This is a genomic window from Arcobacter denitrificans (SeqCode) (genome assembly GCF_048571185.1).
GTDB lineage: Bacteria > Campylobacterota > Campylobacteria > Campylobacterales > Arcobacteraceae > Arcobacter > Arcobacter denitrificans.
Window position 1 is genome coordinate 967,113 of record NZ_CP182350.1, and the last position, 16,030, is coordinate 983,142.

18 protein-coding genes are annotated in these 16,030 nt (G+C 29.5%); 10 read left to right on the plus strand and 8 right to left on the minus strand.

Annotation, left to right across the window (positions count from 1 at the left end):
* Window positions 1–47: 47 nt before the first annotated feature.
* Both ACNI28_RS04810 and ACNI28_RS04815 read left to right on the plus strand, forming a co-directional pair.
* Window positions 48–1,193 (plus strand): type 1 periplasmic-binding domain-containing protein, encoded by a 1,146-nt coding sequence (locus ACNI28_RS04810; RefSeq protein WP_419766011.1) that lies wholly within the window; start codon window positions 48–50, stop codon window positions 1,191–1,193.
* Window positions 1,193–1,651 carry a DUF302 domain-containing protein gene (locus ACNI28_RS04815; protein ID WP_419766012.1) on the plus strand — a complete coding sequence of 153 codons (459 nt, stop codon included), beginning with the start codon at window positions 1,193–1,195 and terminating at the stop codon, window positions 1,649–1,651. The genes ACNI28_RS04810 and ACNI28_RS04815 overlap by 1 nt, the downstream gene beginning before the upstream one ends.
* 73 nt (window positions 1,652–1,724) lie before the next feature.
* On the opposite strand, the gene ACNI28_RS04820 is transcribed toward ACNI28_RS04815, so the two are convergent.
* The 4 genes from ACNI28_RS04820 to ACNI28_RS04835 are packed head-to-tail and all read right to left on the minus strand — an operon-like array spanning window position 1,725 to window position 4,436.
* On the minus strand, window positions 1,725–2,030 hold the full coding sequence (locus ACNI28_RS04820; RefSeq protein ID WP_419766014.1) for a DUF411 domain-containing protein: 306 nt from the start codon (window positions 2,028–2,030) through the stop codon (window positions 1,725–1,727).
* A gap of 1 nt (window position 2,031) precedes the next feature.
* Complete coding sequence (locus tag ACNI28_RS04825) at window positions 2,032–2,730, minus strand: ABC transporter ATP-binding protein (protein WP_419766016.1); 699 nt, start codon at window positions 2,728–2,730, stop codon at window positions 2,032–2,034.
* Window positions 2,730–3,467 carry an ABC transporter permease gene (locus tag ACNI28_RS04830; RefSeq protein WP_419766018.1) on the minus strand — a complete coding sequence of 246 codons (738 nt, stop codon included), beginning with the start codon at window positions 3,465–3,467 and terminating at the stop codon, window positions 2,730–2,732. Before ACNI28_RS04830 ends, ACNI28_RS04825 begins: the two co-directional genes overlap by 1 nt.
* Before the next feature lie 12 nt (window positions 3,468–3,479).
* Entirely contained in the window at window positions 3,480–4,436 is a 957-nt protein-coding gene (locus ACNI28_RS04835) for an ABC transporter substrate-binding protein (RefSeq protein ID WP_419766020.1), read from the minus strand.
* A 145-nt stretch (window positions 4,437–4,581) separates the two neighbouring features.
* On the opposite strand from ACNI28_RS04835, the gene pedF reads away from it, so the two are divergent.
* The 4 genes from pedF to ACNI28_RS04855 are packed head-to-tail and all read left to right on the plus strand — an operon-like array spanning window position 4,582 to window position 7,516.
* Complete coding sequence (gene pedF / locus ACNI28_RS04840; RefSeq protein ID WP_419766022.1) at window positions 4,582–4,992, plus strand: cytochrome c-550 PedF; 411 nt, start codon at window positions 4,582–4,584, stop codon at window positions 4,990–4,992.
* A gap of 2 nt (window positions 4,993–4,994) precedes the next feature.
* A complete protein-coding gene (locus ACNI28_RS04845) occupies window positions 4,995–5,864 on the plus strand; it encodes a substrate-binding periplasmic protein (protein WP_419766024.1) in 870 nt (289 codons plus the stop codon).
* A 9-nt stretch (window positions 5,865–5,873) separates the two neighbouring features.
* Window positions 5,874–6,614: a quinoprotein dehydrogenase-associated SoxYZ-like carrier gene (locus ACNI28_RS04850; protein ID WP_419766026.1), complete on the plus strand. Its 741-nt coding sequence runs from the start codon at window positions 5,874–5,876 to the stop codon at window positions 6,612–6,614.
* Window positions 6,611–7,516: a quinoprotein relay system zinc metallohydrolase 1 gene (locus ACNI28_RS04855; protein ID WP_419766028.1), complete on the plus strand. Its 906-nt coding sequence runs from the start codon at window positions 6,611–6,613 to the stop codon at window positions 7,514–7,516. Before ACNI28_RS04850 ends, ACNI28_RS04855 begins: the two co-directional genes overlap by 4 nt.
* A gap of 9 nt (window positions 7,517–7,525) precedes the next feature.
* On the opposite strand, the gene ACNI28_RS04860 is transcribed toward ACNI28_RS04855, so the two are convergent.
* Entirely contained in the window at window positions 7,526–8,938 is a 1,413-nt protein-coding gene (locus ACNI28_RS04860) for a leucyl aminopeptidase (protein WP_419766030.1), read from the minus strand.
* 102 nt (window positions 8,939–9,040) lie between these two features.
* Complete coding sequence (locus ACNI28_RS04865; protein WP_419766032.1) at window positions 9,041–9,913, minus strand: AraC family transcriptional regulator; 873 nt, start codon at window positions 9,911–9,913, stop codon at window positions 9,041–9,043.
* A 106-nt stretch (window positions 9,914–10,019) separates the two neighbouring features.
* Here ACNI28_RS04865 and ACNI28_RS04870 point away from each other — a divergent pair, with 106 nt between their 5' ends.
* The 4 genes from ACNI28_RS04870 to ACNI28_RS04885 all read left to right on the plus strand — a co-directional run bounded on the left by ACNI28_RS04870 (window position 10,020) and on the right by ACNI28_RS04885 (window position 13,807).
* The gene (locus ACNI28_RS04870) at window positions 10,020–11,129 is read left to right on the plus strand and encodes an aminotransferase-like domain-containing protein (protein ID WP_419766034.1); all 1,110 of its coding nucleotides are present in this window, start codon (window positions 10,020–10,022) and stop codon (window positions 11,127–11,129) included.
* A 74-nt stretch (window positions 11,130–11,203) separates the two neighbouring features.
* A complete protein-coding gene (gene thiS / locus ACNI28_RS04875) occupies window positions 11,204–11,404 on the plus strand; it encodes a sulfur carrier protein ThiS (protein ID WP_419766036.1) in 201 nt (66 codons plus the stop codon).
* The gene (locus ACNI28_RS04880) at window positions 11,404–13,488 is read left to right on the plus strand and encodes a molybdopterin oxidoreductase family protein (RefSeq protein WP_419766038.1); all 2,085 of its coding nucleotides are present in this window, start codon (window positions 11,404–11,406) and stop codon (window positions 13,486–13,488) included. Before thiS ends, ACNI28_RS04880 begins: the two co-directional genes overlap by 1 nt.
* Complete coding sequence (locus ACNI28_RS04885) at window positions 13,472–13,807, plus strand: YraN family protein (RefSeq protein WP_419766040.1); 336 nt, start codon at window positions 13,472–13,474, stop codon at window positions 13,805–13,807. Before ACNI28_RS04880 ends, ACNI28_RS04885 begins: the two co-directional genes overlap by 17 nt.
* On the opposite strand, the gene ACNI28_RS04890 is transcribed toward ACNI28_RS04885, so the two are convergent.
* Both ACNI28_RS04890 and ACNI28_RS04895 read right to left on the minus strand, forming a co-directional pair.
* A complete protein-coding gene (locus ACNI28_RS04890) occupies window positions 13,802–15,211 on the minus strand; it encodes a chloride channel protein (protein WP_419766042.1) in 1,410 nt (469 codons plus the stop codon). The genes ACNI28_RS04885 and ACNI28_RS04890 overlap by 6 nt on opposite strands.
* A gap of 91 nt (window positions 15,212–15,302) precedes the next feature.
* Window positions 15,303–15,980, minus strand: a complete 678-nt coding sequence (locus ACNI28_RS04895) for a DUF502 domain-containing protein (RefSeq protein WP_419766044.1) — start codon at window positions 15,978–15,980, stop codon at window positions 15,303–15,305.
* Window positions 15,981–16,030: the final 50 nt, after the last annotated feature.

The following is a 16,030-nucleotide window of genomic DNA, read 5'->3' on the forward strand; positions in this document are numbered from 1 at the left end:
AAGCTATATAAACTTTGTATACTTTAAATATTATAAAAGGAGTTATTATGAAAAAATATTTATTAATATTGTTATTAAGCTACATACATATGAATGCTTTAGAGGTTAGCATACTCTACCTAGAGCAAAAAGTAAAAAAACCACCTGTTTTATCAAATGTAATTGAAGAACCTGAAGACTTAGGTATACAAGGAGCAAAACTAGCCATAAAAGATAGTAATAAAAGTGCAAAATTTTTAAACCAAAAATATAAACTAATCACTACGATATCTTTTGATAAAAAAGAATTAATAGCGTCATATGAGAAATTTATAAAAGATGGAAATGGCTTTGTTATATTAAATGTAGAAAATGAGTTTTTTAAAGAGTTAGTGAAAAATCCTTTAAGTAAAAAAGCCCTTTTGATTAATGCAGGAAATAAAAGTGTTAAACTTAGAAAAAACTATTGCCAAAACAATCTTTTACATACCATTCCAAGTAATGCCATGCTTTACGATGGTTTGATACAGTTTTTAGTAAAAAGAGACTTTAAAGATATATTTTTAATTAGTGGAGAAAATCCAAAAGATAAAGAGATATTAGCAGATATGAAAAACTCCATCAAAAAATTTGGGGCAAGAGTTGTTAAAGAAAAAGTATGGGACAACAATGCAGATATAAGAAGAAAAGCAAATAGTGAATTTCCATCTTTTACCCAAGGGGGAGATTACGATGTAGTGGTTTTAGCTGACCACTTTGGAGATTTTGGTGAGTATATGTACTTTAACACTTGGCTTCCAAGACCTGTAGCAGGAACCCAAGGACTTACCCCTGTAGCATGGCATAAAGTTATAGAAGCATGGGGTGCAGCACAGATGCAAAAAAGATTCGAGAAATTTGCTTCAAGATGGATGCAAGAACAAGACTTTTCAAACTGGTTAGCAATACGCTCTATCATCACCTCTTTGATGCAAACAAATAGTAGTGAGATAAATACAAATATAAAATTTTTGCGCTCTAAAGAGTATGAAGTGGGTGCATATATGGGAAGAAAACTATCTTTTAGAGAATATAATGGTCAAATGAGAATGCCAATTACACTAGTACAACCAAGAGCTTTAATCTCTACTTCGCCACAAGTAGGATTTTTACACCCTATAACTGATTTAGATACTTTAGGTATTGCTCCATATGAGATGGAGTGTAAAGAATAATGAAAATATTAGTTTTATTTCTATTTTTTATAAACTTATTAAATGCTGATTATGAAATAGTTAAAAATGAAAACCTATTTTTAGTAAAAGTTACTAACTCAAGTTTTGAAAAAGATTTAGTTAATCTAAAAGATGAAATGAACTTTGAAGGTTTTACGATAGTATATGAACTAAATCTTGCAAAGTCTACAAACGAAGTTGCAACGATACTTGGGAAAAAAAAGATATTAAAAAATGGAATAAACCTTGGAATTTGTAAAGGTAGTTTTACCCTAAAAATGGTAGAAGAAAATTTTAATAATATAAACTACTGCCCACTTGCTATATCAATTTATAGCCTAAATGATAAGGAAACATATATCTCATATAAATACTATAAAAACTTTAAAGTTGACGATAAAATTGCAAATAAAATTAATGAAAAATTAAAAGATTTACTTTTAAATAGTTTAGAATAAAAGAGTTTTTCCCTTTTTTTTATTCTATTATTTTATAATATATGTAGGAAAGAGTTCTATTTTATAGAATTTATTAAATGGCACTTTTTGGAATATCTTTAAAAAAATCTTTTATGGCAGAAGATGGTACATTTCCCTCAAAAACATAATCATTTAAAATAGAGGTGTTGCACGATTGAAGTTCTCTTGGAATTCCTATTTGCCTTTTTAGTCCCCTAACATTTACCATAGAAAGCACATCAACGTCACCTGTTAATTCTTTCATCTCCTCAAGCCATGCTGGTGGGCAAGTACTTGTTGCTGGTTTAAATATTTGCATTTTTGAGTCATTTGCAAAGATAGCACCAACTAATACACATAAAAACACTAAGTATCTCATTTTATATTTCTCCTTTTAAAATACTTGGATACTCTTGGAGTATCTTATTTTTTATATCATCAATTTTTTTCATATCGAAGCTTTGATTGTTTGGGTTGTTATACTCTATTATCACTTTTGCAGGCTCTTTTTTAAAAAAAAGAATCCTATTTGATAAATTTATGGCTTCACTAAGATCATGTGTTACAAGCACAACTATTGGGTTAAATTTTTTACAAAGAGTTAAAAACTCTTTTTTAAGTTCTAAGGCTGTTGGATAATCTAAAGAGATAAAAGGTTCATCTAAAAGTATAAGCTTTGGGGAGTTTATAAAAGCACGTATCAAAGCCACCCTTCTTTTCATACCACCTGAAAGGTTATGGGGGTATTTATCTAAAATAGTTTCTAGTTTTACCAATCTTAAAAGCTCTTTTATCTCATCTAAATTTTTACTTTTGGATACCAAAAGAAGATTCTGTTTTATACTAAGCCAGGGTAGAAGTCTATCATCTTGAAATACAAATGATAGATTTGAAATATTATGTTTTATCTCCCCGGCAAACTCTTCATCAATCTTTGCTAAGATATTTAAAAAAGTTGTTTTCCCACACCCTGAGGGTCCTATGATAGATATAAACTCTTTATCTTTTATTGTGATATTTATATTTTTTAAGATAGTTTTATCTTCATAAGATTTATTTACTATATCTATATCTATCATCAGTTTTTCCAAAAGTTTATTCTAGCTTCAAGTGGTTTTAGCACAAAATACTCTATAGCTATAATCACAAAGATAAAAGCAAGGGAATATGAAAGTATTGAGGTGATATCAAAAAACTGAAAAAACATAGAGATTGAAAACCCTACTCCACTACTTAATCCTAAAAGCTCCACTACTAAAACTATCTTCCATATAAGTGATAAACTAAGTCTTGTACTAGCCATAATATATGGATAAATTTGGGGTAGAAACACTTTAAAAAGCACCTCTTTTCTACCCACTTTGTACACTTTCGCTAGTTGCATATATTTTTGCTCAATTGTTCTAGTACCCTCTCTTATATTCACTATCACTATTGGGACTTTATTTAAGATTACTGCTAGAAGTGCTGCAAAATCTGAAAGCCCAAACCAAATAAAGCAGATTACAACTATTACTAAAGCAGGTATGTTTAAACCTAAAACTAGAAGGTAATCTAAAGCATCGTTAACTCTTTTTGATACCCCCATCAAAATACCAAAAACTATACCAATAAACAAAGTAATAAAAAATGTGATTAACACTCTTTTTAGAGTAATTAGAAGGTTTTTTATCAAATCTCCATCTATTAAATGCTCTTTAAAGTTTATACTAATATCTAATAAAGATGGGAATACAGTATTATCACCAATGATAGATGCAAATTGCCAAACAATTAAAAGAGTAACTATTGATAATAGTTTTGTAATATTAAACAAAGGTATCCTTAACTATTTGTATTCCCAAAAGGTCTTTTTATCTAAAGTAGTACTTGCACCCACAAGTTTTTTTCCACCCTCTTTTAAAAGTATGTTATAAACTTTTTTTAACTCTTTTATATTTTCTTTATCAAACTTTTTTATCACACCAGCTCTATAACCAGCTTTTAGTGACTCATATACCTTATCATCTTTTGCTTTCATGCCAGTTCTAAGTCTATCCCAAGCATTATCACTATTTAGAAGTACATCTTTTGCTTCATGACTAGCTTTAATAAATGAGTTAAAAAGTTCAGGCTTTTGCATAGCTTTTTTTCTATCTATTGTCCAACCTATAAAAACAATATCTTTTTTTACACCCAGTTCACTAAGTACATCTTTTATAGAAACTAACTCTTTTGCACCCTTTGCTTTTAACTTTGCATTAAAATGCCAAAAGTTTATAGCTGAATCAACTCTACTATCTAAAAAGTTTTTATAAATAATTGGAGGTGAAGAAAAAGTTGGTTTTACTAAATCTGCTAAATCTTTACCATATTTTTGTTTACTATAGGCTCTTAATATAAGCCAAGTTTTATCTACAGGTCCACCTGCAACTCCAAGTTTTTTACCATATAAATCTAAAAATGTTTTAGCTTTGCTATTTTTTGGCACTAAAATTGTACCATTTGAGCGTGAATATGGATATAAAGTAAAGTTTTTACCATTTGCTCTTTGGGTATTTACCCATAGCCAATCTGTTACTATAATATCAACTTCTTTTGCTTGAAGAGCTATAGATGTAGCATTTTTAGATGCTAACTTTACAACCTCTAAATCAAAACCATTTTTTTTATCAAGCTTATAATACTTTAGTGTATCAAGTTCCCAGTTTACAGTTCCATAAGCTAAAACACCAACTTTAAGTTTTTCTTGTGCATTTACATTTATTAGGAAAATTATAAAAAGTAAAAATATTTTATATTTCATTTTCTGCCTTTTCAAAAGATTTATGAAATTGTATAAAAGGTTTATAGCCTGAATTTAGCGTCTTTAAAAAAATTATCATTGCTATAATCAGGCTATAAAATCTCAGTATAGTTCCATAATCAGAAAAAATGATAAAGGAAAAAAGATGAATAAAATTCAAAAATTAGGTTTCGCAATACTTTGTTCTACTGTATTTGCATTTGGACATGGAAGTGTAACTCCTCAACCTGTTGACACAAAAGGTTTAGAAAGCTTAGGAAGTGAATGGCTAGAAGAAAATCCTTATAAAGGAAATGAAACTGCAATTGAAATAGGTAAAGAAGCTTACAGTGAAAATTGTGCTAGATGTCATGGACTTGGAGCTGTTTCTGGTGGTATTGCTCCTGATTTAAGATATTTAGAAGACAATATGGATGGAGATGAATGGTATATGGAAAGAATTAGACATGGAGCTGTTAGAAATGACAAAGTTTATATGCCTCCTTTCGAAGGAATACTAAACCAAGAAGCTATGTGGGCTATAAGAGCATATTTAATTACTTTACCAAAAGATTAATTATGCCAGTCATTCTTAAATCATCTATTTTAATCTTACTACTTACTGTTTCATTAAATGCAAGAAGCATTGATGATATTAAAAAAAGTGGTGAGATTATTATTGCTGTTTATGAGAATTCTCCACCTTTTTCTTTTATTGAAAATGATAAACCTAAGGGTATAGATATAGATTTAGGTTTAGAGCTTGCAAAATCTTTAAATGTAAAAGCAAAGTGGTATTTTTCGGGTTCTGATGAAAGCTTAGCTGATGATTTAAGAAATAATATTTGGAAAGGAAATCTAATACATAAAACAAAAGCAGATGTTATGTTTAGAGTTCCTTATGACTATGATTATATGAGAATGACAGATATTTCTACAGGAGAACTAGAGACTGAAAATGTCTCTATAAAAGGGCCTTATCAAAGTGAAAGCTGGGTTATTGCTACACATAAGAAAATAATTCCAGAGATAAATACTCTGGCAATATTTGCATATCATAAAATTGGTGTTGAAATAGATACTCTACCTGACCTTCATCTTAGTGGTTTTGCTAGAGGCTTATTTAGAAATAATATTATACATTATACTAATTTTAGCGAAGCCATAAAGGATTTTAAAGCTGGGAGAATAGATGCCCTTTCAGGTTTAAAATCTCAGTTAGAGTATCTTCTTGAGTACCATAAAAATAAAGATAAATACTATTTGAGCAAAAGTATCCCACAAATGAAATCAAAGTGGGATTTGGCAACAGCAACAGATAGTAGATACAAAGCACTAAGTTATCATATTGATGGTGTTATTCAAAAAGCTTATGAAGAAAAAAGAATAAAAAAGATTTTTTCTAAGTATCATGTTGAATATGTCCCACCAATTGCTAGAACTCAATAAGGAATTATCATGAAAGATATATTTTTCGCCCTATTTTTGATTTTAACTTCGCAAAATTTACTTGCGAAGAATCCCATAAGTTCCCCCACTTTTGATAATATTATAAATAAGCTCTTGAAAAGCGAGAAATATATCTTTGATGATAAAAACATAACAGTAAAGGTACCAAAATTTGCAGACAATCCAGTGCAAGTTCCAATCTATATAGATGCTAAAAAAATCAAATCAGCAAAAAGAATGATTTTGTTTGCTGATTTAAATCCAATTCCCCTAATAGTTGATATGAAATTAACAGGACTGCTTCCAATGATTTCATTAAATATAAAAGTTGCTCAAGAGACTCCTTTGCGAGCATTAATACAAGATGAGAAAAATATTTGGCATATTGGAAGTGCCAATATAAAAAGTTTTGGTGGTGGTTGTTCTGTTTCAAGCGTCTCTTCAAGTGATACAAATTTTGATAAGTATTTGGGAAAAGTAAAAGGGGAACTCTTTAAAAAAGGTGATATTACAAGAATAAAAGCATCAATTTTTCACCCAATGGAAACAGGTTTGGTTTTTGGAAATAGTGAATTTTATATAAATAAAATAGCTATTTTTGCAGAAGATAAAAAACTTTCCGATATAGCTACATATTCAGCTATTAGTGAAAATCCAAGATTTATTTTTGAAACATATAATGAAGTAGAAAAATACAAAATAAAGTTTTACGATATTGATGCAAATGAGTTCATTTTGGATATAAGATGAAGAGCTTTTTACTCTTTATATTCCTTTTTACATCTTTATTTGCTTTTGATTATAAACTAAAACCTATAAAACTCAATGAAAACAGTTACTATTTTTATGGAAAAGAGGAGTATTTCTCAAAACAAAATGGAGGAAATATTGCAAACTGTGCTTTTATTATCACAAAAAATAGTGTTATTCTAATAGATACGGGAAGCTCTTATGAGTATGGGATTCAAGTAAAAAAACAAATAGAAAAAATCACAAATAAACCAATCAAATATATCATAAATACACACCATCACCCTGACCATTTTTTAGGTAATAGTGCCTTTTCTAAAGGAGATATTTATGCCACAGATTTTACAAAAAATGAAATAGAACAAAATGGAGATTTATATATTGTAAACCTTAATAATTTAATTCAAAATGCTATGAAAGATACAAAGAATAAACCTCCAAATATAGTATTGAAATCCCATGAGTTAAATCTTGATGGCTACAAATTAAAAGTTTTATATTTTGATGGGCATACACAAAGTGATTTAGTTTTATATGATAAAAACAGTAAGATTCTTTATACTTCTGATTTAATCTTTAACAAAAGAACTTTAGCTACACCCCATGCCAATATTCCAAAATGGATAAATTCTTTAGAAGAATTAAAAAAAATAAATTATAAGATTTTAGTCCCAGGGCATGGAGTTATTGATAAAACTAAACTAGCTATAAATGAAAATATCGCCTATTTAAAATACTTAGATTCAACTTTAAAAAATAGTGCAAAAGAAGGTTTAGATATTTTTGAGATTCTTGAAAAACCTATTCCAAAAGAGTTTAAAGATTTTTCAATGTTTAAAGAAGAGTTTGAAAGAAGTGTGATAAATCTTTTTCCAAAATATGAAAAACTTCATCAAAAATAGCTATTATTGCTATTTTTGATTTTTCATAAACTCTAAAATAAGTCTAACTCCAGCTCCTGTTGCTCCATAGGGATTGTATCCCCAAACTTTTTCTCTATATGCAGCACCTGCAATATCTAAATGTAACCAGTTCTTTTTATTTTCATCTTTTATAAAATTATCTAAAAACAAACTAGCAGTTATAGCCCCACCAGATCTTGAGCTTGCACTATTTGTAATATCAGCAATATTGCTTTTTATCATCGCTGGCAAGTATCTATTGTATGGCAAAAATCCAACTAATTCACCAGAGTTTTTGGCTGCTTTATCTAATCTTTTTTTCAATTTATCATTGTGTCCCATTACACCTGTAGTATACTCACCCAAGCCAACAATACAAGCACCAGTTAGCGTTGCCAAATCAAATATATAATCAATATCTTTAATTTCATCTTGGGCATAACATAAACAATCAGCAAGTACTAGTCTTCCTTCTGCATCGGTATTTCTCACTTCTATAGTCTTGCCATTTTTTGCTACAAGTACATCATCTGGTTTATAAGCATCTCCACCTATCATATTTTCAACAGCCCCAATTATTCCATGCACTTCATATTCACAAGATATGGCATTTAGAGTATTCATTATCCCCAAAACTGCACTTGCTCCACTCTTATCACATTTCATTGAAACCATACCCTCAGAAGATTTTAAACTTAATCCTCCACAATCATAGGTTAAACCTTTCCCAACAAGTACAATTTTACCCTTTGCATTTTTAGGTTTATAAGTTAAATGGATGAGTTGACTTTCATGTCTTGATGCACGACCTACTGCTAACATCGCATTCATTCCATTTTCTTTCAAGTACTCTTCTGTAAATATTTTATTTTCCAAAGCATTTTCAAAAGAGATTTCTTTTGCTTTTTCCACCATGGTAAGGGGAGTAAAATCTTCTGGTGTTGTATTTATAATATCTCTAACTAAATTTACACTATCACAAATAGCTATTGTCTCATTTAACTCTTTTTGTAAGTCACTTTTTTTATATTTTGAAGCTTTAGTATCAATAAAAATATTTATTAATCTTTCTTCTCTTTTTGATTTGTAGTTATTAAAAACATAGCCACCTAAAAGTAATCCTTCAGTAATATCTTTTATATTTAGCTCTTTATTTTTATTTATAAGTGGAACTTTTATATCTGTATACTTTGTTTTGGAAATAGCCTTAATAGCATTTGCAAATGCAATTTTTAAATCTTCATTTTTAAGCTTATTCGTTCCCACATATAATATTTTGCCAACAAAAAAAGTCTCACCTTCACTAGCTTTAAATCCACTATTTTTGAGTAATTTCTTGTCAGCTTTATTACAATCTTTTATACTCTTTACTAGGATAATTTCTATATCAAAATCTTTATTCTCTTTTAATTTTATATTCATATTTTACTTCCTATTCTTAAAATTTTACAACTCTTGTTATTATTAAAAAGTTTACTATAAACTAGCTTTTCTGGATTATACCAATATTAGATTAACTACTATTTATACATATGTAATAGGTAAATAAAAATCCAAGATAAATTTTTCATCATCTTCTAAAAAATGATTCTTCTCATATATGGTATAAGAAGGAGTTGTTTTAGTTTCATATCCACTATTTAAAAGCCAAGTGTGATATAGCCAACGCATAAATTTTAACATATCCCCATAAACACCTTTAAGATGAAATTTTGCATAAATTCCTTCTGGTATTAAAAAAGTAGGAAGTGATGATTCAAAGGTTTCTTCTTGATCTTCTAATACCACACAAGCTATATACTGGCATTTATCAAGTGGAGTAATAACTGGATTATCATGGAGTAATCCTATTTGTTTATAGTTTTTAATATCTTTTGTTAAAGTCCAAGTATAAAGTTTTTGCCAAGTTTTTCTTATAGTTCTATCATAACCATCATGTCTTATATAATATGCCTTTAACCTTGGCATTTTTATAATTTTTGGCTCAATATTAAAATCATATATATCTAAAGAGTCAATTGTATTTCCTAAAATCTCTTTTGAATACTCTTTATAACCATCTCTTTTCCACTTTTTAGGGGTACAGTTAAATCTTTGTTTAAATGCTCTTATAAAAGAGGTTTGTGAACTATATCCACACAAAGATGCAATTTGTGTTATGGTTGAGTATCTATTTGTTATAAGTAAATTAGAAGCCTTTTGCAACCTAATAGCTTTTATGGACTCATAAATATTTTTTCCAAACTCCTCTTTAAATATCCGGTGCATATGAAACTTACTAATATTTAAATCCATACTCAATGTATCTAAGTTTATATCAGTATCAATATATTGATAAATATAATACATAATATTGTTTGCTATTTTTACTCTTTTTTCTAATGTCTCTTTTTTCATAAAATATTATATTATATTTTTAGCAAGAATAGATAGTTTTAAGAGCAATTGGTGTAAAGAATTAATTCTTTAATTCATATATTATTCTAATAAAAAAGAGGATTAAATGAAACGTTCATTCATAAGAGAGATACTTGAATCAATAGATGAAGAGACAATATCATTTGCAGGAGGTTTGCCAAATAGCTTGTTGTTTCCAGTTGATGATTTAAAGTCATCTGCAAACAATATCTTAAAAAAAAGAGATGTTTGGCAATATAGTTTAAGCAATGGAATAAAAAGCTTAAGAAAAAAAATAGCAAAAGAGTACTGTAAAGATGGCTTTGAAACCACAAGTGATAATATACTTATCACAACAGGAAGTCAGCAAGCTTTATATATCTTAGCAAGATATTTTGAGGAAAAATCTATAGTTATAGAAGCACCATCTTATTTAGGAGCAATCAATACCTTTAAGCTAAATAATTTAAATATCAAAACAGCACCATTACAAAAAGATGGCATAGAAATAAAAGCTTTTGAAAAAGTATTTGAAAAAGCTAAATTAACATATCTAATTCCTGATTTTCAAAATCCAACAAGTAGCACTTACTCTAAAAGTAAAAGAGAAAAAGTAGCAAAGATAATTAAAAAGCACAAGGGAATAATAATAGAAGATAGTCCCTATAGTGAACTTTTTTTTGAAGAAAAAAACAAAAGTATAAGTTCTCTTATTCCAAACAATAGTTTTCATTTGGGTTCATTTTCAAAAACCTTATGCCCATCACTTAGAATTGGTTGGATAAGAGCAAGTAAAGAGTTGATAAATAAACTTTTAGTAATAAAAGAGAGTATTGATTTACATAGTTGTGGCTTATCTCAACACCTTCTAAATGAGTATTTAAAAGATGACAAAAAGTATCAAACACACTTAAATATTTTGAGAAAATTTTATAAAGAAAAATCAGAATACTTTTGTAAGCAATTAGATACCTATCTTCCAGAGTTCGTTTATAACAAACCTAAAGGTGGGATGTTTGTATATGGAGAGTTTAAAGAATTTGATAGCTTTGAGCTTTTAAATAGATGTATGAAAAGAAAAGTTGTATTTGTACCTGGTTGTGAGTTTTATGTAAAAAATAAAAACCCACATGAAATAAGATTTAATTTTACTAATTCTAGCCTTGAAGATATTACAAAAGGAATAAAAATCATTGCTCAAGAGATAAGAACTTAGTTTTTTCATTTGATTTAACATAAAGATATTTTTGATAAAATCTTTATTTAAATAAACCTAATGGGATAATTATAATGAATCTTATAGTAAACGGTGAAGAGAAGACATTTCAAGAGGGTATATCTTTACAAGAAATTATCACTTCACTTCAAATAGAAGATAAAGTAATGGCAGCAGCTATTAATATGGAAATTGTTAAAAAAGATGACTGGAATAACTGCAGACCTGCCAATGATGACAAACTAGAGTTACTACAATTTGTTGGGGGTGGCTGATGAGTATGATTGCTGATATAAACTCTGTTTGTACTTATTGTGGTACAGGTTGTGATATTACAGCTCAAGTTCAAGATAACAAAATCCTAAAAATATATGCACAAAATGATGGATATGTATCTCAAGGTAAACTTTGTATAAAGGGCTCAAAAGGCTATGGTTTTGTTGATTCACCTAATAGAATTAGAAACTGCAGAGTTAAGAAATCATTTTTGCAAGAAAATTTAGAAAAGCTTCCACGTGACTTAAAAGCTAGAGCAAAAACCTTAAAAGAGTTTGATGAAGAGTATTATGAAACTCCCTATGAGTTTACTACCTCCCTTGCTGCATGGAAACTCCTACAAATAAAAGAAAAGTATGGAAGACACGCTTTTTGTGGAATGGGAGGAGCTAGAACTTCATGTGAAAGCTCTTATATGTTCCAAAAGTTTGTTAGAGAGGGTATGGATTCTCCCCATGTTGATAACTGTGCAAGAGTTTGTCATAGTCCAAGTTTAAAGGGTATGAAAATGCTCATTGGAGAAGGAGCTGCAACTAATCCTTTTGATGATATTTACAAAACTGAAAATATTATTGTTATGGGTTCAAATACAACAGAAGCCCACCCAATAGTTGCAAATAGAATCTTAAAAGCTGCAAAAACTAAAACCGCTTCATTAACTGTAATTGATGTTAGACAAATTCAACTTGGAAAATATGGAGAAGAGTTAGTTATTCCATATGAAGCAAATCTTTTAGTTTTAAATATGATGGCTTATGTAATTCTTTGCGAAAAACTTTACAACAATGAGTTTATAGATATTAGATGTAAAGGTTTTGAGGAGTATAAAGAGTCTATTTTAAATGACAAGTTTGCAAATCCTGAGTTTATGAAACAAGTAAAAGGTTATGAAGTCTTAGCAGAGCAAATCCCTGTTATTGCAAGACAATATGCTACTAAAAAATCTATGTTTTTCTGGGGATTGGGAATCACTGAACATCTTGATGGTTCATATGCTGTTATGGCTATAGTTCATCTTGCAATGCTTACTGGAAATATCGGGAAAGAAGGGGTTGGACTTATGCCACTACGTGGTCAAAATAATGTTCAAGGTGCCTGTGATACTGGATGTTTACCATACTTTGACCCAGATTATAAAACTCCAAAAGAAATAGGTCTAATGACTCCTCAACTTATGGATGAAATGATTGATGGGAAAGTAAAAGCTATGTATGTTATGGGAGAAGATATTGCCCATATCCATCCAAACCAAAACAAAGTTCATAAAGCAATTGCAGAGTTAGAACTAATCATTTCAAATGAACTTTTTATGAATGAGATTACAAAATTTGCAGATATTATTTTTGGTGTAAAATCTGCCTATGAAAAAACCGGTGTTTATGTAAATGCCATGAGAAGACTTCATTTATCTCAACCTCTTGTTGCAGCTTCTATGCCAGATGACTGGGAAGTATTAAGAGATATAGAAAATAAAATCAATGGTGAGTTTGATTATGCCACAAGTGAAGATGTTTGGAATGAAGCAAAAGAAGCCGTAGGGAGTAGATATAGTGGTGCAACCTATCATAAACTATCAAAAAATAGAAATAGAGGAATGCAATGGCCAATAACCAAAGATGATACTCCTATTTTACACCTTGACAAATTTAGAACCGAAGATGGGAAAGGTGATTTTAAATACCACCAATACCAATTAAGAGAGCAAGTTGAGAAACTAGTAAAAGGAACAAAAACTCCTAAAAATGAGTTTTATTTGACAACTGGAAGAACTATTGTTCACTATAACAATGGGGCACAAACAATCCAGTCTGAAGCTTTAAATTCAAGATATGACAAAGATATAGTTTTAGCTTCAAAAGAGGATGAAGAGAGAATTGACTCAAAACAAATCATCATGAAAAATGAGTACGGAGAAACTGCAATTATGCCAGTGAAGTTTGTAAAAACAATCAAACCAGGAACTCTGTTTACAACTTTCCACCATGCAAGCTCAAAAGTTAATTATATCTTTGGTGATGAAGCAGATGAGCTAATCATGACTGCAAGATTTAAATCAGTAAAAGTCAATGTCTACCCAGCATAAAGGTAAATATGCAGAACAAAAAGCTTGTGAGTACCTAAACTCACAAGGCTTTAAAATCATAGAGCAAAACTTTTTTGCTAAAAAAATAGGCGAAATAGATATCATCGCTTTAAAAAATAATACTTATCATTTTGTAGAAGTTAAATCAGGTCCTGAATACGAAATAGCTATAAATAATATAACTGCATCAAAACTTTCAAAGATAAAAAGAAGTGCTGATTACTACTTACAAACAAAAAAACTTGATGTTGATTTTTGCATAGATGCTATTATAGTTGTGGATGAAGAGTTAGAGTTTTTAGAAAATATAACCCTATAAATCTTCATCCTTATTTCTAGCTCTTTGCTCTTTTAATTTTGTATAAATTAACTTGACTATTTTAGCCATATTCCCAAAAAATTTAGTTGTATATGTGGCATTTGTGTTATGTATCTCTTCCCCTAGATTCACATCTAAAGCTTCTGATTTTTTCATAGCTAAAAGTTGAGAAGGGAAAACACTTCTATGTCCTGTCATTAAAAAGGCAATAATTATTGATAAAGAGGCATAATGAGCCACATTCATACCAAACAGTTCAACAGCCATAATCATAGCAGCTATTGGAGCACTTGTTGCACCTGCTAGAACACTTACAAAACCTAAAGCTGCAAAAAGAGGAATATATCCATCAACTAACCAGCCAAAAAAGTTTCCACTCGTTGCTCCTACATAAAATATAGGAGTAATAACTCCCCCACTTCCTCCAAAGCCTAAGGTTAGTGCGGTAAAAATTGTTTTAAATATAAAGGCATACCAAGGGACACCTTCATGATCTCCAAAACTTGAAGATAAGGAACTTTTGATTGTTTCAAAGCCAAGTCCTAAATAATCTGTTCCAAATATCAAAGTAAGTATTACAATTACAACTCCACCTAAAAATGCCTTTAACATATAGTTCATTTTTAAATTACTTGCAAAACTGTGAATAACTTTTAAAGCTGTAATAATAAAATCAGAAACAAGACCAAAAAATATACCACCAAGTAAAATTTTTGCTATTAAAACATAATTAAAATCAAAAACAGTATAGAATGCAATATCAAAATATGTATAACTTATACCAAACATTTTGGCTACAAAAAAAGCAGAAAACCCAGCTACAATTGAAGGAAGTAAAATATCATACATCAATGCACCAACAATAAGTATCTCTACTCCAAAAATAGCCCCCGCAAGTGGTGTTCCAAAAACAGAAGCAAATCCTGCACTAATACCACAAATTACCATCTTCTTTTTATCTCTTTTTGAAAACTTAAATAGTGTTGCTATATATGAAGCTGCTGCTGCACCTATTTGAGCCCCAGGTCCTTCTTTACCAACTGAACCACCTGAAAAAATTGTGATAACTGTAGCTATAAGTTTTACAGGAATTATTGATAGCTTTATCTCTCCTGATTTCTTGTGAACAGCCTCTATAACCTTTTCTGTACCATGACCTTCTGCTGAGGGTGCAAATTTCTTTACAATAATTACAGTAATAACCATAGCAAAGGGAAGGGTATAATAGTAATCAAAGGGGAGTAAATCTCTTGAGTTTTCACAATACTCTAAAAGCTTTAAAAACAAAGATACGATTGCACCAATTACGGCACCAATTAGTGATGATATTAAAATCCATTTTGTGATACTTGCAAACATTACAGTTTGCTCAGCGAGATGTTTATGTACATTTTTATTTGTCATGATAGCTACTTTAAACAGGTGGTTAAAGAAATCAATTATATCAGAAGAAAAATAATAAAAAGTTTGAATAAATCCTAAAAATCAAAGATTTTTAGGATTCTTGAGTTTTTAAATACTCTTCAATAGTTTTATATTCATCTATATTTTTTGGTTCTATTTTTAATATCTCTGCCATTGACTTTACTCCCATTGATAAAAGATATTGTAAATTACTATCAAAAGTTGCCTCTTCTATTACGAAAATCTTACTTTTATGTACTTCAAACATAAATCCACCATTTGGTATTGGCGTCATGGATAGGGTTACTGTATAGTGATCTTTTATAACACTTTGTTTTGTTGAATACATAAGTCCTATGTTATAATCCTCTTTTGAAAACCCATGAATAAGTACAACTAAAACCTTTTTTTCACCTGATTTTGAAGTATTGAAAATATTTACAAGCTCTTTGATTGTCTCATAGCCTGGAATTTTAGAGTATAACTTTTGAACAAAATCTCCCAAGCTAGTCTCAACAAAAATTCCAATAACATAAGCAATAAAAATAAGTAAACAAACTCCAACGATAGTCCAAAGAAAAGGAAAGTTTTCAGGATTTAAGCCAATAATCTCAAACATGTACCCAGTAACTGCATTTATTTTACCATATAACCAAAGTATGATAATGCTTATAGCAACAATTGGGGCTAACCAAAAAAGACCTTTTAGAATAACTTCTAAAATATGACTTTTACCATGACTTAAAAACTTTTTAGTTCTATTCAACATATTTATCCTTTGAGAAAAATTATAACACTTTTTGATTACTTTTTATACAA